Here is a 26,975-nt window from a genome sequence, read left to right as displayed (position 1 = left end):
AGAGGGTTGGACGGAAACATGTCGCCCGGTGGCGCCGCCGGGCAGTCCCCGCCCGCAGGCATCGGGCGGGAGCTTTGCCCCGAGTGCGGGAATCCGGCGTTGCCGCCAAGCGTTCTTGCAGTCCTAGACGGAGACCGAGGCCATGACCTCTTCCTTCGTGAGGCTCGCCTTGGAGCCTGAGAGAGAGACCGCGCCACGGGTGAGCACGAAGAACTCGTCGGCCAGCCCGTAGGCGAATTCGAAGTATTGCTCTACTAGCACGATCGCCATCTTGCCCTCGTCGCGCAGGTATTCGATCACCCGGCCGATCTGCTGGATGATGTTGGGCTGGATGCCCTCGGTGGGCTCGTCGAGCAGCAAAAGCTTGGGCTGGGCGATCAGGGCGCGGCCGATGGCGAGCTGCTGCTGCTGCCCGCCGGAGAGATCGCCGCCCCGGCGGCCTTCCATCTCCTTGAGCACCGGGAACAGCTCGAAGATCTGCTCGGGCACGAAGCGTTCTTCGCGGGGCAGGCAGGCGAAGCCGGTTTCGAGGTTCTCGCGCACCGTCATCAGTGGGAAGATGTCGCGGCCCTGCGGCACGTAGGCCACCCCCTTGCGCGCCAGCGCATGGGCCGGGGGCTTGGCGATCGCCTCGCCATCCAGCGTGTAGCTGCCACCGGAGCGGTGGTGCGTGCCCGACAGCGCCTTCAGCAGGCTGGTTTTCCCGACGCCGTTGGTGCCCATCACGCAGGTCACCTGCCCGCGCTCGGCGGCCATGTCGATCCCGTAGAGGATCTGGGAGCCGGAATAATGCAGGGTGAGATCTTTGGTTTGCAGCATGTCTTAGCGCCCCAGGTAGACTTCGATCACTTGCGGATCTTGGGTGACGTGATCGATCGAGCCCTCGGCCAGAACCGAGCCTTCGTGCAGGACGGTGACCTTGCACCCCAGCCGGCGCACGAACTCCATGTCGTGCTCCACCACGACGACGGCGCGGGTTTTGGCGGCCTCGCGCAGCAGGTCGGTGGTGTGTTCGCGCTCCGCCAGGGTCATGCCGGCGGCGGGTTCATCGACAAGCAGAAGGCGCGGTTCCTGCGCCAGCAACATGCCGATTTCGAGCCATTGCTTCTGCCCGTGCGAAAGCTCGCCCGAGGTGCGGTGCAGCTGGTCGGCCAGGCCGATTTCCTCCGCCAGCGCCTCGACCCTGGCGTCATCGGCGCGGCTGCGTTTGTAGAACAGCACCTCCAGCGGGCCGCGCTCGTTCTTGAGCGCCATCAGCAGGTTGTCGAAAACGCTCTGATCTTCGAAGACCGTGGGGCGCTGGAATTTCCGGCCCACCCCGGCCTGCGCGATCCTGGCTTCGCTCATCTTCAGGAGGTTCTGGCTCTTCTCGCCCCAGAGCACGCTGCCTTCATCGGGCCGCGTCTTGCCGGTCACGATGTCCATGAAGGTCGTCTTGCCGGCGCCGTTTGGCCCGATCACCGCGCGCAGCTCGGCCGGGCCGATCTGGAAGGAGAGGTTGTTGATCGCCTTGAAGCCGTCGAAGGAGACGGAGACGCCGGAGACTTCGAGAAGCGCGCTCATTTCGCATCTCCCTTGCGCACGAGGTAGTCAAACAGCCCGCCGATGCCCTTGGGCGCAAAAAGCGTGACGAGCACGAAGGAGAAGCCCAAGAGCACGAGCCACCAGTCCACCCAGTCGATGGTGTAGAAGCCGAGGTTGATGCTGGGCGCCTGCCCGCCGGTGAACCAGCTCGACAGCAGCGAGACGGTGGCCGCGCCGATGACGGCGCCGTAGAGCCGCCCGCGCCCTCCGATGGCGACCCAGACCGCGAGGTAGATCGAGGCGATGGGTGCGATCTCGGCCGGGTTGATGATGCCGGCCTGCGGGTAGTAGAGCGCGCCGGCGATGCCGGCGATCACGGCGGTGAGGGTGAAGACGAAGAGCTTGTAGCCCTCCACCGAGTAGCCGAGGAAGCGCACGCGGGCCTCATCGTCGCGGATGCCGCGCACTACGGAGCCGAACTTGCCCGACACCACCCAGGCCGCCAGCAGGTAGCCCAGAAGCAACGCGAGCGCGGAGGCCCAGAAGAAGTAGATCGAGATCTCCGACTGCGGGATGGCCTCGGCGCCGGGGATGTTCTGCAGGCCCGAAAGCCCGTTGTTTCCGCGCAGGCCGGAATCGTTCTGGAACAGGTAGAGCGAGAGCGCCAGCGTCATGGCCTGGGTGAGGATCGAGAGATAGACGCCGGTGACGCGCGAGCGGAAGGCGAGCCAGCCGAAGACGAGCGCCAGCAGGCCGGGCACCAGCACCACCAGCGCAAGCTGGATCGCGAGGCTGTCGGCGAAAGCCCAGATCGCGGGGAAATCGCTGCCCCCCACGACGCCGAAGATCTGGTTGCCGATGGCGTCCGTCACCTCCTGCGCGGTGGGCGGGATCTCGGCGTTGGCCAGCGAGGCCACCACGATCTGCTCGGTGCGCGCATACATCAGCCACATGCCGATCATGTAGCCGCCCAGCCCGAAGAAGGCGAAATGGCCGAGGCTGAGAATGCCGCAGTAGCCCCAGACGAGATCCATCGCGATGGCGACGAGGCAGAGGCAGAGCGTCTTGCCCAGCGTCTTCACGAAACTGGTGGAGATCACGGCGGTGCCGAAGGCCTCGCTCATGAGCGTGACGCCCAGGGTGAAGAGGCCGAGGCAGGCGATGAAGATCAGGACGGACGGGTTGTTCGCGATGAAAGACCGTTTCATGGGTGGCGCTCCGTGGGGAAGGCGCGGGGGGCCAGCCCCCCGCGACCCCCCGGGATATTTCTGGAACAAAGTGGGGTGGTGCTGGGCATGGAGTGCATGGTCAATCTCCTGCCGTGCGGCCTTTGAGGGCGATGATCCCTCGGGGGCGGAACTGGATGATGAGCACGGATCAGGCGAGGCTCCGGGGGAGCCTTGCCCCGTGCGAACGGCTGAGCGCAAGCGAAGGCGGACACGGCGGTTCGGGAAGGGCACGGCATGGTCAGTCTCCCGCCGCGCGGCCCTTGAGAGCGATGATCCCTCGGGGGCGGAACTGGATGAAAATGATGATGAAGATGATCATGTAGGTCTGGGCGGCCAGCGTGTTCGACGGGTTGAAGAACTCGATGCCCTTCTGCAGGAAGCCGATCAGCGTGGCGCCTGCGAGCGTGCCCCAGATGTTGCCGACGCCACCGACGACGACCGTCATGAAGCTCTGCACGATGTAGTCGGAGCCCAACTCGCTGGTGACCTTCGCGAAGAGCCCGATGGCGACGCCCGCGATGCCGGCGATGCCGGAGCCCAGCCCGAAGGTGAGCATGTTGATGCGGTCGGGGTTGATGCCCATGGAGGCGGCCATGCGCGGGTTCTGGGTGACGGCGCGCACTTCGAGCCCGAGCCGCGTTCGGTTCAGCACGAAGAGCAGCAGGGTGAGGAAGATCAGCGCCAGCACGAAGATGGCGATGCGGATGTAGCTGATGGAGACCACGTCGTTGAGCACCCAGGCGCCGTCGAGCCAGGCCGGGGAGGTGAGCGGGCGGGCCTGGGTGCCGAAGATGTTCTTGGCGATCTGCTGCAGTGCCACGGAGATGCCGAAGGTCGCGAGCAGCGTTTCCAGCGGGCGGTGGTAGAGGTGGCGGATCACCAGCCGCTCCATCGCCACGCCGGCGGCGAAGGTGACGGCGAAGGCGAGCGGCAGGGCGATGATGATGGAAAGCGTGTAGTCGGGCACGACCTGCTGCACCACGTAGCCAGTGTAGGCGCCCATCATGATGAACTCGCCATGGGCCATGTTGATCACGCCCATCACGCCGAAGGTGATGGCCAGGCCGATGGCGGCGAGGAAGTAGATCGAGGCCAGCGAGAGCGCGTCCAGCCCGAGATCAAGCGCCTGGTTCACTCCGACCCTTGCGTTGATGCCGGCGAGGGTTTCCTCGGCGGCCCGCGTGACGGCGGCGGAGGGCTCTTCGTAGATGTCGTAAAAGCGGTGCCTTGCGAGCGCTTCGGCCTTGTCGGCCTCGGTGACGAGCGGGGGCACGAGGCCCTGCGCGGCGAGGCCGGCGTAGGCGCGCGCGCTTCGTCCGTGTCGAGCCTGGCCACGGGGACGCCGGCGACGCGGCCTTCGGTGATGTTTTCGGCGAGGGCTGCGCGGATCTCTTCGCGGGTCGGCGCGGCGGGGGCGAGCCCTTCGGAGACCAGGAGCGCATAGGCCTCGGCCTCGGGCAGGGCGGCGCTGCCCGGCGTGAGCGTGGCGGCGATGTTGCCTTCGACCGGCGTGGCGGAGGCGATGCGGCGGGTGGCGAGGATCGGGTTCAGCGCGGCGCGGGCGCCGACGGAGAGATCGCCGGCGAAGCTTTCGATGGCGGCCACGCGCTCGGCCTCGCTTGCGCCGAAGCGGATGGTGAGAAGGCGCTCCAGCGTCTGCTTATGGGCCTTGATCGCCGGATCGGTCTCGCCGTCGATGGCGCCGCGCAGGGCGGCGAGGTGGCTGGCTTCCGGATCGCGTTCGATCGCGGTGAGCGCGGCGCGGCGCCTTTCCGGGTCCGGGTCCATGAGTTGGAACTGCACCAGGGCCGCCCCGATCAGCCCGCGCACGCCCGCGTTGGGCTTGATCTGCTTGAGCGCCTTCTTCTCGGCGCTTCCCGCTTCGGCGCCGGTGGTGGGATCGAAGAGGCGGTAGCTGCCGTCCTCCTGTTTCTCGGCGGTGAAGAAACGCTTGTCCGCCTTGCGCTGCCAGAGCTCCTTGGCCTGCCATTTCTCGAGGATGGCCTGGGCCTCCGGAAGGCCGCTGGTCTTCAAGGCGTCGATGGCGGGTTCGATCGTCTTGCGGGAGCCCTTGGCGATGATCGCCTCGTGTTCGGCAAGGATCGTTTCGATGGTGGCGGGCTGGGCCGGGGCGGCCACGAGGCTTGCCACCAGCGCGGCGATGGCCACGCAGAGGGTCAGGACGTGCTTGATCATGGAAGGTGGGCTGCTCTGCTCGGAAGGAAGGGGGCCGAAGCCCCCTTCTGTCTGTTCGGATGGGCTGAAGCGATCAGTAGTTGGACTTCAGCTGCACGCAGGTTTCGGTCTCGGTGTTGTACATCCCGCAGCCGAGATCTTTCCAATCGGACTTCAGAACTGCGCTTTCCGGCAGGAAATCCGTCCAGGCGTCACCCGGCACTTCTTCCGTTTGCGAGATGATGTCGAACTGGCCGTCTTCCTGGATCTCGCCGATCAGCACCGGCTTGGTGAGGTGGTGGTTGGGCAGCATCACGGCGGTGCCGCCGGTCAGGTTCGGGAATTCCTGCCCGTACATCGCCATGCGCACGGCGTCCACGTCGGTGGTGCCGGCATCGGTGACGGCGTTCACCCACATGTTGAAGCCGATGTAATGGGCTTCCATCGGGTCGTTCGTCACGCGGTCTTCGCCCATGCGGGCTTTCCATTTGGCGACGAAGGCTTCGTTGGCTTCGGTGTCGGCGGACTGGAAGTAGTTCCAGGCGGCGAGGTGGCCGACGAGGTTGGTGGTGTCGAGGCCGGAGAGCTCTTCTTCGCCCACGGAGAAGGCCACGACGGGGATGTCGTCGGCGGAGACGCCCGCGGCGGCGAGTTCCTTGTAGAAGCCGATGTTGGCGTCACCGTTGATGGTGGAGATCACGCCCACCTTCTTGCCGTCTTCGCCGAGCGCGACGACGTCGGCCACGATCTTGGACCAGTCGGAGTGGCCGAAGGGCGTGTAGTTCACGAAGATGTCCTCGGCAGGGATGCCTTTGTCTTTCAGGTATTGCTCGAGGATCTTGTTTGTGGTGCGCGGGTAGACGTAGTCGGTGCCCAGAAGCGCGAATTTCTCGACGCCGAGTTCATCGAGGAAGTAATCGGTGGCCGGGATCGCCTGCTGGTTGGGGGCGGCGCCGGTGTAGAAGACGTTCTTGGAGCTTTCCTCGCCCTCATACTGCACCGGGTAGAACAGCATGCCGTTCAGCTCTTCGATCACGGGCAGCACGGACTTGCGGGACACCGACGTCCAGTTGCCGAAGATCACGTCCACGTCGTGCACGGTCAGCAGTTCGCGCGCCTTCTCGGCGAAGAGCGGCCAGTCGGAGGCGGGATCGACGACGACGGCTTCAAGCTCGCAGCCCAGCAGGCCACCCTTGGCGTTCTGGTCGTCCACCAGCATCAGGATGGTGTCTTTCAGGGTGGTTTCGGAGATGGCCATGGTGCCGGAGAGCGAGTGCAGCACGCCGACCTTGATCGGATCGGTGCATTCGGCCTGGGCGGCGCCGGCAAGGCAGGCCAGGGCCGTGGTGGTGGCGAGCAGTTTCTTCATCATGAGTGTGTCCCTTCGTTTCGTCGATCGCCGGGCAGCGCCAGCGTCGCCGTAACGGTTAAGGATTAGGCTGTTGCTGTCTGTAGCAAAATATGGCACGTACTGTTGCATATTTTGCAACGCGATGGGGAGGCGCGGATGCGACACTTGCAGATCTACGCCGCCATCCGGGCGATCGTGCGAGCGGGATCCTTTCGTAAGGCTTCGGAATCCTTGGCGATTTCACCCTCGGCCCTGAACAGGCAGATCAAGGCGCTGGAAGCGGAGATCGGAGCGCCGCTGTTTGATCGCCTGCCGCAGGGGGTGAGGCTCTCTACCGTGGGAGAGATGTATTATCGCCAATTCGTTGCGCACCTTGATGAAATTCGCGGCATAGGCGAAACGGTTTCGGAGTTGCAGGGCACAAGAATCGGGCATGTGCGCGTGGCGGTCAGCCCGGAATTGGTGCACGGATTTCTCCAGGCCGAGGTGAACCGCTTCCGAAACGCCCACCCCGGCGTGAGCTTCGAGATCGGCGTCGCCGCCTCGGACGGCTTCTCGCAGGCGCTTTCGGAGGGGCGGTGCGATCTCGCGCTCATCCTGCAGCCCCAGTATCGCTCCGGCGTGACGACGCTGCTCTCGGAACCCGTGGCGCTGTGCGGCGTCGTGCCGGCGGATGCGGGCGCGCCGCCGGTGCTGCACAACCAGCATTTCCTGGAACATGACGTGATCCTGCCGCCGGAGGGCTCCGGGCTGAGGGAGTTCATCGACGTGCAGTTCAAGGCGCGGCGGCTCGAGGTCGCGCCGGGGCAGGTGACGGAGGGTCTGATGCGGCCGCACCGGGCCACGGGCCGGCCGACGCTCCAGATCTGGCCGCGGATGGATGTGCCGGAGGCGTGGCGTGACGGGGCGGAGGCCGCGGCGCTGGAGATCTTCAAGTTTCCCGCCGCGCGGCTGGTGCTGTGCCGGCAGGAAGGCCGGAAGCTGCCCAACGCGGCTGCGCGGTTTGCCGCGCAGCTTGCGGAAGCCTTGCAGGGCTGAGCTTGCATGCCCCTGCGTCAAGTGCCTAGTTTGGAATCGGAAACATCGCCGGACCCGGCGAAAACGATCCAGCGAATTGGAGATGACACCATGCGCATGACGGCCCCCGCCCTCGCCACTTTCACCGCGGCAGCCCTGCTTGCCGGCGGCGCCTTCGCGGCCGACCAGACCCTGACCGGCAGCGTGGCCTACAAGGACCGCAGCGCGCTGCCGCCCAACGCGGTGCTCGAGGTCGCGCTCGTGGATGTCTCCCGGATGGATGCGCCGGCGGTGACGCTGTCGTCGCGCCGTTGGGCGGTGCAGGGGCAGGTGCCGCTGGCCTACAGCCTGACCTATGACGATGCGCTGATCGACGAGCGCATGACCTATGCGGTGCAGGCTACGATCGGCGTGGACGGCAGGACGCTCTATCGCAACACGGTGATGACACCCGCGCTGACGCGGGGCGCTGGCTCGGAGGTGGATATCATGGTGGATCGCGTGGCGCAGGGCATGGCTGCGGACTCCGGGGCGGTATCCGGCGGCGAACTGGCCGGCAGCGCATGGGTGGTGACGGATTTCGGCGGGCCGATCCTCGTGGCCGAGAAGAAGCCGGAGATCGCCTTCGGTGAGGATGGCCGGATCGCGGGCTTCACCGGCTGCAACCGTCTGATGGGCGGCTATGAGGCCGCCGACGGCAAGATCAGCTTCACCCAGGGCGGGATGACGATGATGGCCTGCCCGGAGCCCTACGGCGAGATGGAAATGAAGTTCAACGAGCAGCTTGCTGCCGTCGCCCGCTACACGCTGAACGGCGACACCCTCGTTCTCGGCGACGAGAACGGCCGTGCGGTGATGCGCCTCGTGCGCAAACCCTAGGGCGGAACGGCAGGAGCGCGCTCCCGCGCGCGCCGGACCAGCGCTGGCGCGCGGATTTCGCCTTCGGCGAGGATATTTTCCGGAACAAAGTAGGAGGGGCAGGGCCTCTCCGTGCGGTTGATGGAGACGTGGCGCGGCTCCGTCACGCTTATGTCAGGACCATCTGACATGAACCGAAAGGTGCCATTCGCCCCGGTTGTGGCGCGGGTGCGCATCGATCCCGAACCGTCGCTCAGCCCACACCGGTGTTGTCTGCTTTCCTGAGATTTGCCGATGGAACCCATCCCAACGACCCCTTCGCATTTCGACAGAGGATCCACCCGTGTGTCGCCTCGATGCCGTCCAGCGTTTCACCGGGCTGGCAGGTCAGCTCCTGCGCCGAGAATGAGGCAGTGGCATATGTCCTGCCGCCGATGCGCTTGGGAAGGGTTTCTGGTATCCAGCCCTCTCTGCCGGCACGATCTCTTGCCCGGATCCAGGTATGGCCATTCCAGGCGTCGGACTTTCCCGACATCCACACTTCGTCACCCTCGTCGAGGGTGACAGGGTGCTCATACAAGGCCTTCCAGTCTGCAACGACGACAAAACGACTCATTGGCCCATCCCGGATGCTGTTGCGGAGGCGTGACGGGGCCCTTTTTCGGTTTCCCTGTCACTCCGCGTGGTGGCAGGCCACCTTGCTCGCGCCCACGAGGCGCGGCTCGGGGCGTTCCCGTTTGCAGAGATCCGTGGCCAGCGGACAGCGCGGGTGGAAGGCGCAGCCGGGGGGCGGGTTGATCGGATCGGGAATCTCGCCTTCGGGCGGCTCGATCTCGCGGCCGAAGCCGTCCATCTTCGGCGCGGCATCGAAGAGCATGCGCGTGTAGGGGTGTTTGGGATCGGCAAACAGCGCCTCGCGCGGGGCTTCCTCCACGAGGCGGCCCAGGTAGAGCACGCCGACGGTGTCGGCCATGTGCTGCACCACGGTGAGATCGTGGGTGATGAAGAGGTAGGTGAGGCCGAGATCCTCGCGCAGATCGCTCATCAGGTTCAGCACCTGCGCCTGCACCGAGACGTCCAGCGCGCTGGTGGGTTCGTCGCAGACGATCAGGCGCGGCTCGCTGGCGAGGGCGCGGGCGATGCAGATCCGCTGGCGCTGGCCGCCGGAGAACTCGTGGGGGAACTTTCCGGCGTCTTCCGCGGCGAGGCCGACCTGCTCCAGCAGGCGCTCGGCGAGGGCCTCGGGCTTCTTGCCTTGGGCGACGGCGGGCTCCTCGATGATGTCCTTCACGCGCCAGCGCGGGTTGAGCGAAGCGTAAGGGTCCTGGAAGATCATCTGGATGTCGGAGCGCACCTTCTCGATCTTCTCGGGATCCTGTTCGCGGGCGAGATCCACGCCTTCGATCGTGACGCTGCCCTCGGTGGGCGGCAGCAGGCCGACGACCATCTTGCCGATGGTGGATTTCCCCGAGCCACTTTCGCCCACCAGCGCGTAGACGCTGTTTTGCGGGATGTCGAAGGAGACGTCGGATACCGCCGTGAGCAGCGATTTCGGAAGCCGTTCGATCACGCGGTTGAGCCAGGGTTTGGAGACGTCGAAGATCCGGGTCAGGTGGGTGACGGACACGAGCGGTTTCATGCGGTGGCCTCCCGGGCGGCGCGGTCTTCATCGGTGAGCGGGTGCCAGCAGGCGGCGCGGCCGTTGCAGGCGGCCAGCGTCGGGCCGGGGTTGCTGCGGCAGCGATCGGTGGCGCGCTGGCAGCGCGGGTGGAAGGCGCAGCCATCGGGCAGGGCGGTGAGCCGGGGCATCGATCCGGGAATCTGGCGCAGGCGCTTCTGGCCGAGGCTCGCCAGCGGCGTGGAGCCCATCAGCCCGTCGGTATAGGGGTGCTGCGGGGCCTGCACGACCTGCTGCACCGGCGCCAGTTCCGCAAGGCGCCCGGCATACATCACCGCCACGCGGTCGGCGGCTTCGGCGATGACGCCCATGTCGTGGGTGACGAGCATCACGGCGGTGCCGCGCTCGCGGCAGAGCCGCTTCAGCAGGGCGATGATCTGGGCCTGAACCGAAACGTCGAGCGCGGTGGTGGGTTCGTCGGCGATCACCAGCGAGGGTTCGGCGCAGAGGGCGAGGGCGATCACCACGCGCTGGCGCATGCCGCCGGAGAACTCGTGCGGGTAGCTGTTGAGGCGCTGTGTCGCCGCCGGGATGCCGACTTCCTCCAGCGCCGCCAGCGCGCGGGCTTCGGCGTCTGACTGCGAGACAGGCAGGTGCGCGAGGATGGTTTCGGTGAGCTGTTCGCCCACTTTCAGCAGCGGGTTCAGCGAGGTGAGCGGATCCTGGAAGATCATGCCGATCTTCTTGCCGCGGATCTTGCGCAGGGCCTCGCCTTTGAGCTGGTCGATGCGTTCGCCCAGCAGGTGGATCTCGCCGCCGGTGATGCGGGCGGGGGGATCGAGCAGGCCGATGACGGCGTTGCCCGTCATGGATTTGCCGGCGCCGGATTCACCGACGACGCCGAGGATCTCGCCTGCCGCGATGTCGTAGGAGACGCCGTCCACCGGGCGCAGCACGCCGCGCCGGGTGGGGATTTCAACGGTTAGGTTGCGGACGGAAAGGACGGGATCGGTCATGCAGAAACTCCGCGATTTTCTTGCCCGGGACGCTTGCGGTCCGGGCCGCGCCCGCCGGCCCCCACGGCGGGCGCGTTCCGCGCCCACCCGGTCGGGCTCGGCCCTCTGTTGGTCTGAAGATCGGCCATCAGCGCAGCCTCGGGTTCAGCGCGTCGCGCAGCCAGTCGCCCAGCAGGTTGACCGAGAGCGCCAGTGCCAGAAGGGTGACGGAGGGGAAGAAGAGGATCCACCACTCGCCGGAGAAGAGGAAGCCCTGACCGATGCGGATGAGCGTGCCGAGCGAAGGCTGCGTGGGCGGCGCGCCCACCCCAAGGAAGGAGAGCGTGGCCTCGGCGATGATGGCGAGCGCGAGCGAGATGGTGGCGATGACCAGCACCGAGTTCAGCACGTTGGGAAGGATGTGGCGCATCATGATCGCGCCGGAACTGCGGCCGATCAGGCGCGCGGCCTGCACGTATTCGCGGTTCTTCTCCACCAGCGTGGCGCCGCGCACGACGCGGGCGAACTGCACCCAGTCCGACAGGCCGATGGCGAGGATCAGCACCCAGATCGCCATCTGGTCGCGGTATTCCACCGGCGTGATCCCCTTGGCGATGCCGAAGATCAGCATGGCCACGAGGATGGCGGGGAAGGTGAGCTGCACGTCGGCGACGCGCATGATGACGGTTTCGGTCCAGCCGCCGCGGTAACCGGCGAGCAGGCCCAGCGTGACGCCGAGGATCAGGGCGAAGAGCACCGCGGAAAAGCCGACGAAGAGCGAGATCCGCATCCCGTAGAGGATGGTGGAAAAGACGTCGCGGCCCTGGTCGTCGGTGCCCATGAGGAAGGTTTCGCCGGTGAAGGCGTTGGGCGTCATCGGAGGGGTGAAGCCGTTCATCAGGTTCAGCGTGGCCGGGTCGAAGGGGTCATGCGGGGCGATCAGCGGCGCGAAGAGCGCGGCGAGCACCAGCGTCACCACCACGAGGAAGGAGACCACCGCCACCGGCGAGCGGCGGAAGGAATAGAGGAAATCGGAATCCCAGGCGCGGGCAAGGGCTGTCATGGTGTTATCCTTTCGCCGCCGTGCGATCGACGCGCAGGCGCGGGTCGATGGCGAAGTAGAGCAGGTCCACGATCAGGTTGATCATCACGAACATCACCGAGATCAGCATCAGGTAGGCGGCCATCACCGGGATATCCACGAACTGGATCGCGTTGATGAACAGGAGGCCGACGCCGGGCCACTGGAAGACGGTTTCGGTGATGATGGCGAAGGCGATGATGGAGCCGAGCTGAAGGCCCGTCACCGTGATCACCGGCACCAGCGTGTTCTTCAGCGCGTGGCGGAAGTGCACGGCGCGATCCTTCAGGCCGCGGGCGCGGGCAAAGCGGATGTAGTCCTGCCGCAGCACTTCCAGCATCTCGGTGCGCACGAGGCGCATGATCAGCGTCATCTGGTAGAGCCCCAGCGTGATCGAGGGCAGGATCAGCGCCTTCAGGCCAGAGGCGGTGAGGAAGCCCGTCGTCCACCAGCCGAGATCGACGACTTCCCCGCGCCCGAAACTCGGGAGCCAGTTCAGCTCGACGGAGAAGATGTAGATCAGCACGATGCCGATCAGGAAGGTGGGCAGCGAGACGCCCACGAGGCTGAGCGTCATGATCGTGTTGGCGGCCCAGCCGTTGCGGCGCAGCGCGGTGAAGACGCCGAGCCCGATGCCGAAGGTGATGGCGAAGAGCCCGGAGACGAAGGCCAGCTCCAGCGTGGCGGGCGCGCGTTCGGCGATGATCTCGGCCACGGGGCGGCCCTGGCGGTAGCTGACGCCGAAATTGCCCTGGATCGCGTTCTCGAGGAAGCGCAGGTATTGCACCGGGAAAGGCTGGTCCAGCCCCAGCTGCGCGCGCAGGCGGGCGATGTCGGCGTCGGTGCGTTCCTGGCCGAGCATGTTGTCGATCGGATCGCCCACGAAGGTGAACATCGAGAAGGCGACGAGGCCGACGACCAGAAGGACGATCAGCGATTGGAAGACGCGGCGGATGACATAGGCGAGCATGGGATCTCTTCCGGCTGGCGGTTCGAGGGGCCGCCCCTAAAGCGGCCCCGTCAAAAAGGCAAGGCTCAGTTCACGGTGACCCAGCGCAGGATGAAGAAGTTGTCCGGGCGCTGCGTCAGATCGATGTTGGCCCCGGTGCCCCACAGAAGCGGCTGCACGTAGAGCGGCACGTAGGCCACTTCATCCTGGAGGATCTTCGCCACCTCGTCGAGCATGGCCTGGCGCTTGGCGTCGTCGATCTCGGACTGGATCATCGGCAGCAGCTCATCGACGCGGGGGTTGGAGTAATCCCCGAAGTTCCAGCTGCCGAGCTTCTTCTCCGCGTCCGGCGTGTGGGCGAGGAAGCGGATCGGGTGCTCGGCGTCGAAGGTGCCCGGCGACCAGCCCAGCAGATACATGTCGAAGTTGTCTTCGCGCAGCTCCGGCCAGTAGTTGCGCACGGGCATCGCGTCGAGCTCCGCCTTCAGGCCCACCTGCGCAAGCATGCCCACGATGGCCTGGCAGACGGCCTCGTCGTTCAGGTAGCGGTCGTTGGGGCATTTCAGCCCGAAGGAGAAGCCCTCGGGATAGCCGGCTTCGGCCAGAAGCGCTTTGGCGGCTTCCACGTCGTATTCCGGCCGGGCGTCGAGCCCCTTGGAGTAGCCGCGCATGGCGGGGCTGACGAGCTGGCTGGCCGGCTCCGCGTTGCCGCGCATGATGGTTTGCAGGATCGCCGGCACGTTGATCGCGGCGGCAACCGCCTGGCGCACCTTCACTTCCTTGAACGGGTTGGGATCGCCTGCGTTCGCGCCGTATTTGAGCGTTTCGGCGGCGTGGGGCATGCCCAGCATGATCACGCGGGCCTCGATGCCGCGGATCACCTTGACGTTGCCCTGGCCTTCGAGCCGGGCGGCGTCCTGGATCGGCACCGGGTTGATCATGTCCACGTCGCCCGACAGCAGCGGCCACGGCGGTGGCCGGGTTCTGGATCGGGGTGAACTCGGCGCGGGTGATGTTGTGCTCCGGCGTGCCCCACCAGCCGTCGAAGGGCTCGAGCACCGTCTTGAGGCCGGGCTGGCGCTCGGTCACGCGGAAGGCGCCGGTGCCGTTGGCGTTGAGGGTGGCGAAATTCTCGGAATCCTTGGCCGGGCGCTCGGCGCCGTTGGCGGCGGCCCAGCCGGAATCCATGATCATCCAGTTGGCGATGGAATCCGGGAAGATCGGATTGGGGGCGTTGGTGTAGATCTCGACGGTGTAGTCGTCCACCACCTTCACCTCGGAGACCGGGGAGAACCAGCTCGCGGTATCGGCCTGCTCGGAAGAGGCACGCTCGTAGGAAAACAGCACGTCTTCGGCGGTGAAGGCGCTGCCGTCGTGGAAGGTCACGCCCTGGCGCAGCTTGAAGCGCCAGCCTTCGGAGCCGATGGGCTCCCAGCTTTCGGCGAGCGCACCTTCGATCGACATGTCCTTGCCGCGGCGCACGAGGCCTTCGTAGACGTTGTTGAGAAAGCCGAGAACGGATGCGGTGTTCACGGCGTGGGGGTCCATCGTCTGGGGGTCGGTGGTGCCGGCCCAGCGGAAGGTTTCGGCCTGCGCGGCGCTGCCCAGAAGGGCGGCCACGGTGGCGGCGAGGGTCAGGGTCTTCATTGGGATTCTCCCGAGGTCTGAGGAAACGCCACCCGCAGGGGGGGCGCAGGAACTGCCCGAGATTGGTGGCGCCGGGCGGAGCGGGGCCGCCCGGCGCGTTCGGGTTTTACTTCAGCATGAAGTATTTGAAGTGGGCGGCATCATCCGGCGCCACGATGGTATCGACCTTCTCGGCCATGCCCCAGTTGAGCACCTGGTGGTGGATCGGCAGGTAGAGGATCTCATCCTGCACGACTTCCCAGATCTCCGCGATCATCTGGTCACGTTTCTCAAGATCGGTCTCGCTGGCCAGCGCCTCGATCTTCATGTCGAGATCCGGATCGGAGAACCGGGTGCCGTTCCAGGAGCCGTATTTCTCACCCTTGGTGTGGACGAGGAAGTTGAAGATGTATTCGGAGTCGTAGGTCGGCACGCCCCAGCCCAGCATGTAGAAATCGGTTTCCAGCTTGTTGATGAGCGGGAAGTGCTGCGCCTTGGGCTTGGCGTCGAGGTTCACGGTGATGCCGATCTGGGCCATCATGCCGGTGATCGCCTGGCAGATCGCCTCGTCGTTGATGTAGCGATCGTTCGGGCAGTCGAGCTGGATGGAGAAGCCATCGCCGTAGCCCGCATCCGCCATCAGCTGGCGCGCGGTTTCGATGTCGGTCGCCGGAACGGCGTCCAGTTCGGCGGTCCAGCCGTTCACGAAGGGCGGCGAGATCATGCCGGCGGGCTGGGATTGCCCGCGCATCACGACCTGCTTGATGGCATCGCGGTTGATGGCCATGTTCATCGCCTGCCGCACGCGCTTGTCGGCGAGCGGGTTGGCGCCTTCGACGGAGTCATTGGCCAGATCGGCGTCGCCCTGGTTCATGCCCAGGAAGATCACGCGGTTCTGCGGCGCGGTGATCACCTTCAGGCCGTCGGCATTGGCCACGCGGTCCAGATCCTGCACCGGAACGTCCTGGATGAAATCCACCTCACCCGAGAGCAGCGCGGCCACGCGGGTGGCAGCGTTCTGGATCGGGGTGTAGACGATCTCGGTCACGTCGAGGGGGAACTCGTCCTTGCCCCAGTAGTTCTCGTTGATCGTCAGCACGGTCTTCACGTCGGGCTCGCGCGAAACCAGCTTGTAGGCGCCGGTGCCGTTGGCGTTCTTGGCCGCGAAGGTGTCTTCGCCGCCTTCGTAGTCCTGCACCTTCACCGCGTTGTTGGCCTCGGCCCAGCCCTTGTCCATGATGAACATGTTCGTCAGGTTGTTGGGCATGATCGGGTTCGGGCCGTTGGTCACGATCTCGATGGTGTATTTGTCGGGCGCGCGGACTTCCACGACGCTCGCCAGCAGTTCCTTGTAGTCGGAATCCGGCGTCATCGCGCGGTCGAGCGAGAATTTCACGTCTTCGCTGTCGAACTCAGCGCCGTCATGGAAGGTCACGCCTTCGCGCAGCTTGAAGACCCAGACGGTGGGATCGTCGGGGCTGGGGGCCCATTCGGTGGCCAGCGCGGGCACCATCGCGCCCGTCATGTCGCGCATCACCAGCGGCTCCATGATCTGGTGCGCCAGCGCGGAAGTGGGCCCTTCGTTCTGGGCGTGGGGGTCCAGCGTCAGCGCGTCGCCGGCACGGGCCCAGCGCAGCGTGTCGGCATGGGCCGCAAGGCTGGTGCTGGCGAGCAGCGTGGCGAGGAGAACGGGTTTTGTCATGTTCATTGGTAATCTCCCTGTTGATGCGGTGATGATTAACCATCCTCCCCAAAAGGCAACCCCCCTGCCCAAAGATAATTGGCAACGTCAAACAACTGCCGCGAGGGAAGTGCCTCGCGCGGGGCGGCTGCGAAAAAAAGATACACAAAGGGCCGTCAGCGGATAATCTTTCTTCGAACGGCCGGAAAAAAGCGCCGAAAGGAAGGGAGATCCCATGGGACACGGTATTCGGCGATTGCTGATCGCGGCGGCCTGCCTTGTCGCTTTCGCGCTGGGCGGCGGGCAGCTGCAGGCGCAGGATACCGCCGTGCCGGACCTTGCGCCGGTCGTCGTGGATGGCAAGGAGCTGTTCGTTCTGCGCGGGCTGACGGCGCTGCCCGCCCGGCTGCGCGCCTCCCGCGTGGCCGAGAGGATCGAGGAATTCGCCGCTTCCTCGGATGATCCCGTCGTCGAGATGTCGATCGATCCCCACCCGCTGGGGCGGGAGATCAGCATCGACGGCACCCCCATGCTTCTGCTGATCGAAGACGACGCCGCCTTCGACCAGGTCAGCCTCGACGTGCTGGCGCTGGTGAACGGCGAGCGCGTCAAGCAGGCGATCGAGGAATACCGGGCGGAGCGTACGCCGGAGGCCCGGCGCGAGGGGTTCATCAACGTCGGGCTCTGGTCCGTGGGCTTCGTCTTCGTGATCTCCGTCCTGCTCGTCCTTCAGCGCAAGGTGCCCAAGTTCCTGCGGCGCAAGACGGAGGCGCGGCTGGACAGGATCGAGGCGGCCACGGCGGAAATCGTGCGCGGCAAGGCCATCGCCGAACTGATCGGCTTCCTGATTCGGCTGGTGTTCTGGGCGCTCATCCTGGTGACGATCTACTACTTCATCTCGATCGTGCTCTTCTCCTTCGCGGAGACCCGCCCCTTCGCGATGATCCTGATCACCTACATCTCCGATCCGATCTTCGAACTGCTGAAGTCGATGCTGGAGTTCCTGCCCAATCTCGTGACGCTGACGGCGATCTTCTTCGCCACGCGCTACCTGCTGAAGATGCTGCGCACGGTGTTCGAGAACATCGAGGCCGGCACGCTGAAGTTCGAGGGCTTCGAGGCGCATTGGATCTGGCCTACGTTCCACATCATGCGGGCGATGATCCTGCTTTTCGTGATCATCCTTTCCTATCCCTACGTGCCGGGCGCCAGTTCGCAGGCCTTCCAGGCGGTGTCGATCCTCGTGGGGCTGATGGTCTCGATGGGCTCCAACAGCGTGGTGTCCAACGCGCTGGCCGGGGTCTTCGTGCTCTACCGGCGCTCCGCCAACGTGGGCGACAGGATCAAGGTCGGCGAGCATTCGGGCGACGTGGTGGAGATCAAGCTGATGGAGACCTACATCAAATCGCTCAAGAACGAGCTGATCAGCATCCCCAACGCCCAGATGCTGAACTCGGAGGTGATCAACTATTCCTCCCGGATCGACGGACGCGGCCTGCTGGTGCACACGACGGTGGGCATCGGCTACGACGAGCCGCGCCAGAAGATCGAGGCGCTGCTTCTGGAGGCCGCCGCGCGCACGCGCTACATCAAGAAAAGCCCCGAGCCCTTCGTGCTGCGCACGAGCCTCGGGGATTTCGCCGTGAACTACCAGATCAACGGCTACACGACACGGGGCAACTACCTGCCCAAGATCGTGTCCGAGCTGCACGCCAACATTCTTGACGTGTTCCACTCCAACGGGGTGCAGATCATGTCTCCGCACTACGAGGGGGATCCGGCGGAGGCCAAGATCCCGCCTGTGCCCACGCCCGAGGAGATGGAGCAGGCCAAGCGGGAGGCCGAGGAGGCGCGCGAGGCCGAGGCGCAGGCCGAGGCGGAGGCCGAGCGGAAGGCGAAGGAGGCGCTGGAAGCGGCGCGGGCCGCGCGCGCCAAGCCCAAGCCCAAGCCGCGCAAGCGTCGGATCGGGCGGCGGCCCAAGACGGGCTGATCAGACTTTGCGCTGATCCCGCAGGCGGGTGAAGCTGTCGCGCAGGGCGTTGGACCAGTCTTCCGAAAGGGCGATGAACTCCGGGTCGCGCTCATCGATGCGCAGCTGCTCGGAGATGCGGCATTCATCCGTGCGGATGATGGTGAGATCCAGCGGCATCCCCACCGAGAGGTTCGAGCGCAGGGTGCTGTCCATCGACAGCAGCACCGCGAGGCGGCCATCGGCGATGGAGGTCTCCGGCGTGATCACGCGGTCCAGGATGGGCTTGCCGTATTTGTGCTCGCCGATCTGGATGAAGGGCGTGTCGGGGGTGGCCTCGATGAAGTTGCCTTCCGGGTAGATCAGGAACATGCGCGGCGCGCCGCCCCTGCGCTGCCCGGCCACGATCATGCTGGCGGTCGCGGATTGCTGCATCCGGTTCATCTTGGCCTGGATCTCGGTGGAGACCTGCGAGAGCATGTTGCCCACGATCTCGGCCACGGCCAGCATGCTGCCGGCCTGCATGATCGAGCCGCCGGGGTGGGCATCGGGATCGTCGATCGCTTCCTGCAGCTTGGCGATGACCGTCTGGGTGACCGAAAGGCTGCCGGCGGTGAGGATCGCGATCGCCCGCTCGCCCGGCTCCTCGAAGAGGTAGGTCTTGCGGAAGCTGGCGATGTTGTCCACGCCCGCGTTGGTGCGCGTGTCCGACAGCAGCACGAGGCCCTCGTTCAGCATCAAGCCTACGCAATACGTCATCTCTGCCTGTCCGCTCCCGGAGTTTCTACTGCTGGCTCTGCCCCAGCGAGACGGTGAGCGAATACTCCATCGTCTCGCTGCCGGCGCCGAAGCTCATGCCTCTTACGGGGGCCGCGTGCAGGGCGTCAAGGCCGGAGCCGATGCGCACGTAGCGGTCATCCGGGCAGCACCGGTTGGCCGGATCGAAGCCGACCCAGCCCAGCCCTTCCACGAATAGCTCCGCCCAGGCGTGGCTGGCCTCGTGGGCTTCGCCGGAGGCGTCGCTGTGCAGATAACCGGTGACGTAGCGCGCGGGCAGGCCGCTGAGGCGCGCGATGGAGATCAGCACGTGGGCGTGATCCTGGCAGACGCCCTGACCGAGATCGAGCACCTGCGCCGCCGGCACGCCGGCCTCGGTGGCGCCGATCACGTAGTCGACGCGATCGCGGGTGGCGCCGGCAAGCGCATGGGCGAGGGAGAGCGCGCCGTCATGCCCGCCCGCGCCCACGTCCGCCGCCAGCGCGCGCAGGGCTTCGCTGGGGGCGGTGAGCGGGGTGTCGCGCAGGTAGGCGAGGGGGGGGATCGACTCCTTCAGGCCGGTGAGCACGCCGGCGGTGTCGGTGGTGTCCACCACGCCCTGCACGCGGATTTCGACGGATTCCACGTTGGTGCCCTTGGTCAGAAGGAGCACCACGTCGCCGGCGCCGTCCACGAAGCGCGCGCCGATCTGGGCGCCATCGCTGGAGATGTCCCACGAAAGGATCTTCTGGCTCTTCAGCTGGGCCGGGGTCAGGCGCAGGCTCTGGGTAATCCGGCGCTGCGGCTGTTCGTAGAGGTAGCGGGTGGTGTGGTCGATCGTCAGGCGCATGGTCTCACTGCCCCCAGAACATGTAGGAGCGGTTCACCGCTTCATCGAGCTTGCGGGTCTGGGCGATGAAATCGCTCAGGAACTCGTGCAGCCCGTCTTCGACGATCCGGCGCACGTCGTTCTCGGCCAGATCGCCATACATCCCGGCGGCGAGCCGGCCGGCGAGGCTGCGCTGGCCGTAGGCCCGCCCAAGCCGGCTCAGGTGGTGGTCGATCCGCTCGCAGCAATGGATCAGCGAGCGCGGGCAGATCGGGTTCAGGATCAGGAAGTGGGCGATCTTCTCGGGGGAGTAATCGCCCTTGTAGGCCCAGTGGAAGGCCCGCCGCGCCGAAACCGCGCGCAGCAGCGCGGCCCATTGATACTGATCGACGCCCCCGCCCACCATGTCGATCGTGGGCAGCAGCACGTAGTATTTCACGTCCAGCAGGCGGGCGGTGTTGTCGGCGCGTTCGATGAAGCAGCCGAGGTTGAAGAAATCGTAGCCCTCATCCTGCAACTGCGTCGTTTCGAAACTGCCGCGCACCGCGGCCGCGCTGGCCTTCGTCCATTCGCACATCGAGAAGAGGTCGCGCCGCGCCGGCGGCCCCTGGAGCAGGTCGAGGAATTGCAGGTAGGCGCTGTTGAGCGTTTCCCAGACATCGGAAGTCAGCGAGGGCCGCGCGGCACGCACGTTTTCGCGCGCGGCCGCGATGCAGTTGCGGATGCTCGAAGGGTTGCTCTCGTCGAAGATCATGTATTGCGTCACGGCCTCGGCCGTGGGCTGCTGCCCGGTGGCGGCGAAGGCCTGCGACACGCCGGCGGCGGCGAGAATGGAGGCCCATTCGTTTTCATGCCCGTCGCCCGCCGTGGGCATGAGCGACATGCGGTAGGCCACCATCAGCAGCCGCGCCGCGCTTTCGGCGCGCTCGATGTAGCGGGAGGCCCAGTAGAGGCTTTCTGCGGTTCTGCTCAGCATGGTCTCAGTCCGCCACGATCCAGGTGTCTTTCACGCCGCCGCCCTGCGAGGAGTTCACCACCAGCGAGCCTTCCTTCATGGCCACGCGGGTGAGCCCGCCGGGGGTGAGCCGCACCTCCTTGCCGACAAGGCAGAAGGGGCGCAGGTCCACGTGGCGCGGTGCGAGGCCGGAGTCCACGAAGGTGGGGCTGGTGGAGAGCGCCAGCGTCGGCTGGGCGATGTAGTTGGACGGGTTCTTCTTGATCAGTTCGGCGAATTCCGCGATTTGCGCCTTGGTGGAGGCCGGGCCCACGAGCATGCCGTAGCCGCCGGAGCCATGCACTTCTTTCACCACCAGTTCGGGCAGGTGATCCATCACGTACTTGAAGGAATCCGCCTCGCCGCAGCGCCACGTCGGCACGTTCTTCAGGATCGGCTCTTCGCCGAGGTAGAAGCGCACCATGTCGGGCACGTAGGTGTAGATCGCCTTGTCGTCGGCTACGCCCGCGCCGGGGGCGGAGCAGATCTGCACCCCGCCGGAGCGGTAGACGTTCATCAGCCCCGGCACGCCGAGCATGGAATCAGGGCGGAAGCACAGCGGATCAAGGAAGGCATCGTCGATCCGGCGGTAGATCACGTCCACCCGCTGCGGCCCGCGCGTGGTGCGCATGTGGACGAAATCGCCGTCCACGAAGAGATCCCGCCCCTCCACGAGGTCGATCCCCATCTGATCGGCGAGGAAGGAATGTTCGTAATAGGCCGAGTTGAAAGCGCCGGGGGTGAGGATCACCGCCGTCGGCTCGCCTTCGCATTTCGCCGGGGCCACCTCGTGCAGGGTGCGGCGCAGCAGGTCCGGGTAGCTGTCCACCGGCGCGATGCGGGCGGAGCGGAACAGCTCCGGGCACATGCGCATCATGATCTCCCGGTTTTCCAGCATGTAGGAGACGCCCGAGGGTGTGCGGCAGTTGTCTTCGAGCACGTAGAATTCATCGGGCCCGGTGCGCACGAGATCGGTGCCGACGATGTGGGAATAGATGTTGAGCGCCGGGTTGATGCCCACCACGGCCGGTTCGTAGGCCTCGTTGCGGTAGACGAGTTCGGCCGGGATGCGTCCGGAGCGCACGATCTCGCCCCGGTGGTAGACATCCCAGAGAAAGGCGTTGAGCGCGCGGCTGCGTTGCTTGACGCCGCGCTCCAGCCTGTCCCATTCGCTGCGGGTGAAGACGCGGGGCATCAGATCGAACGGGATCAGCCGCTCGGTGCTGCCGCCCTCGCCGTAGACGGCGAAGGTGATGCCGATCCGGCGAAACAGCGCCTCGGCCTCGGCCTTCTTGAGCGCGAGCGTTTCCGCGCCCAGGTCGTCGAACCACTTGGTCACCTTGGCGTAGGCCGGGCGGATCGCGTCGCCGTCATACATCTCGTTGAAGAAAACGGGTTTGGTGCTCATGACGGCAGCCTCGGCCCAAGCCGGCAGCTAAGTCAAGCGCATCACGCCGGGCGAAACCCGCCGCCGTGCCTGTATCGGGGCCATCTGCCCAAGAAATGGGCGCCGGCGGAACTAGGCCTGCGCCCGGTGGCCGATCCTGTCGAGGAACCCGGTGAGGATCTCGGCATAGGCGGCGGGCTGCTCGACGCAGGGCAGGTGGCCGCTGCGGCGGATCAGGCGGAAATCGGCGCCGGGAATCAGATCGACCGTTTCGCGCACGAGGTCCGCCGGGGTGGAGCCGTCCTCGCTGCCCGCGATGCCGAGCGTCGGCAGGCGCAGGCCGGAGGTGGGGGTGTAGAAATCCGTGCCCGAAACGGCGGCGCAGCCGCCCAGGTAGCCCGCCGCCGGCGTGGCCTCCAGCCGCGCGCGCCAGAGGGCGGCCTCGGGGCTGGAGCGGTTGCCGCGGGCGAACCAGCGCTCGATGGTGGCCGGGGCGATCGCGGCCATGCCGCCGGCCTCGACAGCAGCCATGCGCGCCTGCCATTGCTTCGGGGTGCCGATCTTCGCGGCGGTGTTGGACAGCACTAGCCCGCGCACGAGGTCCAGCCGCTTGACGGCCAGCCCCTGTGCCACCATGCCGCCGATCGACAGGCCGACGAACACTGTCTCCTTCAGGCCGAGGCCGTCCAGCAGCCGCTCGGTGTCGCGCACCAGCGCGCCCATGGAATAGGGCGGCTGCGGCACCGCGGAGCGCCCGTGCCCGCGCAGATCATAGGTGATGAGCCGCAGGCCGCCCGGCATCAGGGGCAGAAGGGCGTCCCACAGCCGCGCATCGGTGCCCAGCGCATGGGCGAAGACGACCGGTGCGCCCTGCGGGTCGCCGGCTTCCTGCCAGTGCAGGGTGACGTCGGGCAGGGTGATCTCGGGCATGGGGGCTCCTCGTGAATGCGTTGCGCCGTCAGAGACGGCTCGGCTGGCTGCGGGCGCGCGCGGCCCGGCGTGCCGCGCTTGGCGCGCAGCCGTAGCGCAGACGGAAGGCCCGCGAAAGGGCACTGGCGTTCTCGTAGCCGCAGCGCACGGCGATTTCGGCGATCTCGATGCCGGTGTGTTCCACTATCCGTTTCGCGGCGGTGAGCCGGATGTGGCGATAGACCTTGCCGGGGCTGGCCCCGAGCGCCGCCTCGAAGCGCCGGGCGAGCTGTTTTTCGTGGCAGCCCAGTTGCCGGGCGATCGCCGGCAGCGGCAGGGGCGTTTCCAGTTCGGCGCGCATCCTGTCGAGCGCGGCGGCAACGAGCCTGTCGCGCGAGACGGGCCCGTGGCGCAGTTGCAGGTTGCGGCTTTCGCGCAGGAAGAAGCTCTCGATGTCCACGCTCAGCGCGGTGCCGTGGCGCGCCTCGATCAGGCGCAGGACGAAATCGAAGCTGGCCATGGCTCCGGCGCAGGTGGCGCGGTCGCCGTCGAAGACATGGGGTGCGCGCTGGGCGGAAACCCCGAGGAAGCGCTCCTCGAATTCGGGCAGCGCATCCCAGTGCACGGTGGCCTCGCGCCCCTCCAGAAGGCCGGCTTCGGCCATGATCCAGCCGCCGGTATCAAGCCCGGCCATTAGCCCGGCGGAGCGGGCGGCCCGGCGCAGCCCGGTGAGCGTGTGGGGCGTTGAGAGGGCGCGGTAGTTGTAGCTGGCGATGACCATGAAGATGTCGCACGGCCCGCAGGCGCCCAGCGCGCCGTGGGGCAGGATCGGCAGCCCCGAGGAAGACTGCACCGGCTCTCCGGTAGGCGTGAGGAACTGCCAGTGGTAGACGGGCCGGCCCAAAATCGTGTTGGCCGCGCGCAGGGGCTCCAGCGCGTTCGCGAGGCAGTGGTTGGAAAAATCGTCGAACAGCAGCAGCGAAACTTGCTGCGGTGCGGCGGGTGATTTTGTCCATTTCTGCATGATCTATGTCTAAAGTGGCCAATCGCCTGCCTGCAAGCCGTGATTGGGTATCTCATCCGAAACCCGAGCCACGGAGCCTGCCATGCCGCTTTCCATGAACCGCGAGGTCTTCATCACCTGCGCCGTTACCGGATCCGGCGGCACGCAGGATCGCTCGCCCCACGTGCCGCGATCGCCCAGGCAGATCGCCGAGAGCGCCATCGATGCGGCCAAGGCGGGCGCTGCCATCGTGCATTGCCATGTGCGCGATCCCGAAACCGGCGCGCCCTCGCGCAGGCTCGATCTCTACCGCGAAGTGACGGAGCGAATCCGCGACGCCGAGGTGGACGTGGTTCTGAACCTCACCGCCGGCATGGGCGGCGATATGGTCTTTGGCTCCACCGAAGCGCCGCTGCCGGTGAACCCGGCGGGCACCGACATGATCGGCGCAACCGAGCGCGTGGCCCATGTGGCCGAATGCCTGCCGGAAATTTGCACGCTGGATTGCGGCACGATGAATTTCGCCGAGGCCGACTACGTGATGACGAACACCCCCGGCATGCTGCGCGCCATGGGCACGATGATGACGGAGCTGGGCGTGAAGCCCGAGATCGAGGCTTTCGACACGGGGCATCTCTGGTTCGCCAAGCAGCTGGTGGAGGAAGGCGTGCTCTCGGATCCGGCCCTCGTGCAACTCTGCATGGGGGTGCCCTGGGGCGCGCCGGACGACCTGAATACCTTCATGGCGATGGTCAACAACGTCCCGCAGGGCTGGACGTTCTCGGCCTTCTCGCTGGGGCGCAACCAGATGGCCTATGCCGCCGCCGCCGTGCTGGCGGGCGGTAACGTGCGCGTGGGGCTGGAAGACAACCTCTGGCTCGAAAAGGGCGTGCTGGCCACCAACGCGCAGCTGGTGGAGCGGGCGGTGACGGTGGTGGAAAACATGGGCGCGCGGGTGATTGGCCCGGCGGAGGTTCGGGCTAAGTTGGGCTTGCAGAAAAGGAGCCCACGAACATGATCTTCCGCACCCTCGCCGCCACCGCGCTTTTCGCCCTCGCCACGGCCCCTGCCGCCCTGGCCGACAAATACCGCGACCGCGACGTGCCGATCGCCGCCGTCGAGAGCCTCGACGTGGAGCGCTACCTCGGCCTCTGGTATGAAATCGCCCGCTTTCCCAACTGGTTCGAGAAGGGCTGCGCCGGGGTCACGGCGGAATACGCCCTGCGCGAGGATGGCCAGATCTCCGTGGTCAACACCTGCCGTGACGGGGGGCTGGACGGCGAGGTGAAGCAGTCCGAAGGCGTCGCCCGCGTGGAGGCGCCGGGCGAGCTGAGCGTCACCTTCGTGCCCTGGCTGCCGCTGCCCTTCGTGCGCGGCGACTACTGGGTGCTGGACGTGACCGAAGGCTACGACGTGGCCGTCGTGGGCAACCCCAAGGGCTCCACCGGCTGGATCCTGGCCCGCACACCGCAGATTTCCGACGCCCAGCTTGCGGCCGCCAAGTCGGTGCTGGCCGGGGCCGGCTACGACACCTCGAAACTCTTCTACCCCCAACAGCCCGGCAACTGAGGTGGCCACGCCGCCCGCGCGCAGGATCGACAAGGAGCCCCGCCCATGAGCAAGACGGCAGCAATCATCGGAGGGGGCGTCATCGGCGGCGGCTGGCTTGCGCGCTTCCTGCTCAACGGCTGGGACGTGCGGCTCCATGATCCGGACCCGGAGGCCGAACGCAAGGTTGGTGCGGTGCTGGCAGGCGCGCGGCGCGCCCTGCCGATGCTCTATGACCGCGCCTTGCCGCCGGAGGGCAGGCTCACCCTCTGCGGTTCCGTCGCCGAGGCCGTGGCGGGCGCGGATTGGGTGCAGGAGAGCGTGCCCGAACGGCTCGACCTCAAGCATCGGGTGCTGGCGGAGATCACGGCGCACGCCCCGCGGAACGCGGTGATCGGCTCCTCCACATCGGGCTTCACGCCGAGCCAGTTGCAGGAGGGGTTGTCCCGCCCCGGCGCGGTGCTCGTGGCCCACCCGTTCAACCCGGTCTACCTGCTGCCGTTGGTGGAGCTTGTGCCTTCCGCCGCCACCCGTCCCGAGGTGCTGGACACGGCCAAAGCCACGCTCACCGGCCTTGGCATGTTCCCGCTGCACGTGCGCGCCGAGATCGACGCCCATATCGCCGACCGTCTGCTCGAAGCCGTCTGGCGGGAGGCGCTCTGGCTGGTGAAGGACGGGATTGCCACCACCGGCGAGATCGACGAGGCGATCCGCATGGGCTTCGGCCTGCGCTGGGCGCAGATGGGGCTGTTTGAAACCTATCGCATCGCCGGGGGCGAGGCGGGGATGAAGCACTTCATGGCCCAGTTCGGCCCGGCGCTGAAATGGCCCTGGACGAAGCTGATGGACGTGCCGGAGTTCACCGACGATCTGGTGGAACTGATCGCCGGGCAATCGGATGCGCAATCCGGCCACATGGGCATTCGGGAGCTGGAGCGGCTGCGCGATGACAACCTCGTGGCCATGCTGCGCGCGCTGCGCCAGCGCGATGCTGCCGCCGGGGCGCTTCTGAATGCCCACGAAGCCGCGATGGCACAGCCCCTTGCCGATACCGTGCCGCTGATCACCGTGCGCCGGACGGTGCCGGTGGACTGGACGGATTACAACGGCCACATGAACGAAGGCCGCTACGGGCAGGTATTCTCGGACGCCGCCGATGCGGTGATGGCCCATGTCGGGGCCGATGCCGCCTATATCGCGGGCGGAAACAGCTATTTCACCGTGGAAACCTCGGTGAAATACCTGTTCGAAACCCATGCGGGTGAAGCCATCGAGGTGGCGACGCGCGTGACCACGGGCGCGGGCAAGAAGTTGGGAATGTCCCACGAAATGCGCCGCGCCGCCGATGGTGCGCTCCTGGCCACCTGCACCCAGTTCTTGCTGCACGTCAGCCTTGAAACCCGCAAATCCTGCCCGCCGCAGCCCGAGGTTCTGGCGCGCGTCGAGGCACTGGCAGCCGCACATCGGGAGGCGTGA

22 protein-coding genes and 2 pseudogenes are annotated in these 26,975 nt (G+C 66.5%); 6 read left to right on the top strand and 18 right to left on the bottom strand.

The annotated features are described in order from the left end of the window. Positions 1 to 123: 123 nt before the first annotated feature. The 5 genes and pseudogenes from urtE to urtA form a co-directional block, all read right to left on the bottom strand. A complete protein-coding gene (urtE, locus tag PSA7680_RS10015) occupies positions 124 to 819 on the bottom strand; it encodes an urea ABC transporter ATP-binding subunit UrtE (protein WP_085868571.1) in 696 nt (231 codons plus the stop codon). A gap of 3 nt (positions 820 to 822) precedes the next feature. Next, positions 823 to 1,563: an urea ABC transporter ATP-binding protein UrtD gene (gene urtD, locus PSA7680_RS10010; RefSeq protein WP_085868570.1), complete on the bottom strand. Its 741-nt coding sequence runs from the start codon at positions 1,561 to 1,563 to the stop codon at positions 823 to 825. Further along, positions 1,560 to 2,732, bottom strand: coding sequence for an urea ABC transporter permease subunit UrtC (gene urtC, locus PSA7680_RS10005; protein ID WP_085868569.1), 1,173 nt, complete (start codon positions 2,730 to 2,732; stop codon positions 1,560 to 1,562). Before urtC ends, urtD begins: the two co-directional genes overlap by 4 nt. 259 nt (positions 2,733 to 2,991) lie before the next feature. Further along, a pseudogene (gene urtB / locus PSA7680_RS10000) lies at positions 2,992 to 4,949 on the bottom strand (urea ABC transporter permease subunit UrtB). 73 nt (positions 4,950 to 5,022) lie between these two features. Then, on the bottom strand, positions 5,023 to 6,300 hold the full coding sequence (gene urtA, locus PSA7680_RS09995) for an urea ABC transporter substrate-binding protein (protein WP_085868568.1): 1,278 nt from the start codon (positions 6,298 to 6,300) through the stop codon (positions 5,023 to 5,025). Positions 6,301 to 6,435: 135 nt separating this feature from the next. Here urtA and PSA7680_RS09990 point away from each other — a divergent pair, with 135 nt between their 5' ends. Both PSA7680_RS09990 and PSA7680_RS09985 read left to right on the top strand, forming a co-directional pair. Beyond that, positions 6,436 to 7,317 carry a LysR family transcriptional regulator gene (locus PSA7680_RS09990; protein ID WP_085868567.1) on the top strand — a complete coding sequence of 294 codons (882 nt, stop codon included), beginning with the start codon at positions 6,436 to 6,438 and terminating at the stop codon, positions 7,315 to 7,317. 90 nt (positions 7,318 to 7,407) lie between these two features. Then, positions 7,408 to 8,175, top strand: coding sequence for a YbaY family lipoprotein (locus PSA7680_RS09985; RefSeq protein ID WP_176244114.1), 768 nt, complete (start codon positions 7,408 to 7,410; stop codon positions 8,173 to 8,175). Between the two features lie 232 nt (positions 8,176 to 8,407). On the opposite strand, the gene PSA7680_RS18500 is transcribed toward PSA7680_RS09985, so the two are convergent. From PSA7680_RS18500 to PSA7680_RS09955, 7 genes and pseudogenes are all read right to left on the bottom strand, one after another. Further along, positions 8,408 to 8,770, bottom strand: coding sequence for an SH3 domain-containing protein (locus PSA7680_RS18500; protein ID WP_139838605.1), 363 nt, complete (start codon positions 8,768 to 8,770; stop codon positions 8,408 to 8,410). A 57-nt stretch (positions 8,771 to 8,827) separates the two neighbouring features. Continuing rightward, the gene (locus PSA7680_RS09980) at positions 8,828 to 9,793 is read right to left on the bottom strand and encodes an ABC transporter ATP-binding protein (protein WP_085868565.1); all 966 of its coding nucleotides are present in this window, start codon (positions 9,791 to 9,793) and stop codon (positions 8,828 to 8,830) included. Then, a complete protein-coding gene (locus PSA7680_RS09975; RefSeq protein ID WP_085868564.1) occupies positions 9,790 to 10,788 on the bottom strand; it encodes an ABC transporter ATP-binding protein in 999 nt (332 codons plus the stop codon). The genes PSA7680_RS09980 and PSA7680_RS09975 overlap by 4 nt, the downstream gene beginning before the upstream one ends. Positions 10,789 to 10,915: 127 nt before the next feature. Further along, a complete protein-coding gene (locus PSA7680_RS09970; RefSeq protein WP_085868563.1) occupies positions 10,916 to 11,830 on the bottom strand; it encodes an ABC transporter permease in 915 nt (304 codons plus the stop codon). A gap of 4 nt (positions 11,831 to 11,834) precedes the next feature. Next, positions 11,835 to 12,818: an ABC transporter permease gene (locus PSA7680_RS09965; RefSeq protein ID WP_085868562.1), complete on the bottom strand. Its 984-nt coding sequence runs from the start codon at positions 12,816 to 12,818 to the stop codon at positions 11,835 to 11,837. A 65-nt stretch (positions 12,819 to 12,883) separates the two neighbouring features. Continuing rightward, a pseudogene (locus PSA7680_RS09960) lies at positions 12,884 to 14,444 on the bottom strand (ABC transporter substrate-binding protein). Positions 14,445 to 14,550: 106 nt separating this feature from the next. Further along, positions 14,551 to 16,131, bottom strand: coding sequence for an ABC transporter substrate-binding protein (locus tag PSA7680_RS09955; RefSeq protein WP_085868561.1), 1,581 nt, complete (start codon positions 16,129 to 16,131; stop codon positions 14,551 to 14,553). Positions 16,132 to 16,339: 208 nt separating this feature from the next. Between PSA7680_RS09955 and PSA7680_RS09950 the strand changes: the two genes are divergently transcribed. Continuing rightward, a complete protein-coding gene (locus PSA7680_RS09950; RefSeq protein WP_085868560.1) occupies positions 16,340 to 18,094 on the top strand; it encodes a mechanosensitive ion channel family protein in 1,755 nt (584 codons plus the stop codon). Here PSA7680_RS09950 and PSA7680_RS09945 read toward each other — a convergent pair whose 3' ends face one another. The 6 genes from PSA7680_RS09945 to PSA7680_RS09920 all read right to left on the bottom strand — a co-directional run bounded on the left by PSA7680_RS09945 (position 18,095) and on the right by PSA7680_RS09920 (position 23,972). Next, positions 18,095 to 18,832: an Ntn hydrolase family protein gene (locus PSA7680_RS09945; RefSeq protein ID WP_085868559.1), complete on the bottom strand. Its 738-nt coding sequence runs from the start codon at positions 18,830 to 18,832 to the stop codon at positions 18,095 to 18,097. Between the two features lie 25 nt (positions 18,833 to 18,857). Further along, complete coding sequence (locus PSA7680_RS09940; protein WP_085868558.1) at positions 18,858 to 19,679, bottom strand: transglutaminase family protein; 822 nt, start codon at positions 19,677 to 19,679, stop codon at positions 18,858 to 18,860. A gap of 4 nt (positions 19,680 to 19,683) precedes the next feature. Further along, positions 19,684 to 20,634 (bottom strand): alpha-E domain-containing protein, encoded by a 951-nt coding sequence (locus tag PSA7680_RS09935; protein ID WP_085868557.1) that lies wholly within the window; start codon positions 20,632 to 20,634, stop codon positions 19,684 to 19,686. 4 nt (positions 20,635 to 20,638) lie between these two features. Next, complete coding sequence (locus tag PSA7680_RS09930) at positions 20,639 to 22,060, bottom strand: circularly permuted type 2 ATP-grasp protein (RefSeq protein WP_085868556.1); 1,422 nt, start codon at positions 22,058 to 22,060, stop codon at positions 20,639 to 20,641. Between the two features lie 111 nt (positions 22,061 to 22,171). Further along, the gene (gene pcaD / locus PSA7680_RS09925; RefSeq protein ID WP_085868555.1) at positions 22,172 to 22,969 is read right to left on the bottom strand and encodes a 3-oxoadipate enol-lactonase; all 798 of its coding nucleotides are present in this window, start codon (positions 22,967 to 22,969) and stop codon (positions 22,172 to 22,174) included. Between the two features lie 28 nt (positions 22,970 to 22,997). Next, complete coding sequence (locus PSA7680_RS09920; RefSeq protein ID WP_085868554.1) at positions 22,998 to 23,972, bottom strand: GlxA family transcriptional regulator; 975 nt, start codon at positions 23,970 to 23,972, stop codon at positions 22,998 to 23,000. A gap of 82 nt (positions 23,973 to 24,054) precedes the next feature. Between PSA7680_RS09920 and bcoG the strand changes: the two genes are divergently transcribed. The 3 genes from bcoG to PSA7680_RS09905 are packed head-to-tail and all read left to right on the top strand — an operon-like array spanning position 24,055 to position 26,975. Further along, entirely contained in the window at positions 24,055 to 24,969 is a 915-nt protein-coding gene (bcoG, locus tag PSA7680_RS09915; protein ID WP_085868553.1) for a 3-dehydrocarnitine:acetyl-CoA trimethylamine transferase BcoG, read from the top strand. Then, a complete protein-coding gene (locus PSA7680_RS09910; protein ID WP_085868552.1) occupies positions 24,966 to 25,520 on the top strand; it encodes a lipocalin family protein in 555 nt (184 codons plus the stop codon). Before bcoG ends, PSA7680_RS09910 begins: the two co-directional genes overlap by 4 nt. 45 nt (positions 25,521 to 25,565) lie before the next feature. Beyond that, on the top strand, positions 25,566 to 26,975 hold the full coding sequence (locus PSA7680_RS09905; RefSeq protein WP_085868551.1) for a carnitine 3-dehydrogenase: 1,410 nt from the start codon (positions 25,566 to 25,568) through the stop codon (positions 26,973 to 26,975).

Origin of the sequence: Pseudoruegeria aquimaris (assembly GCF_900172235.1) — a bacterium.
In the GTDB taxonomy this organism is placed as follows: domain Bacteria; phylum Pseudomonadota; class Alphaproteobacteria; order Rhodobacterales; family Rhodobacteraceae; genus Pseudoruegeria; species Pseudoruegeria aquimaris.
Note: the sequence above shows the minus strand (reverse complement) of the source record. Positions and strands in the feature narration are given on the sequence as shown.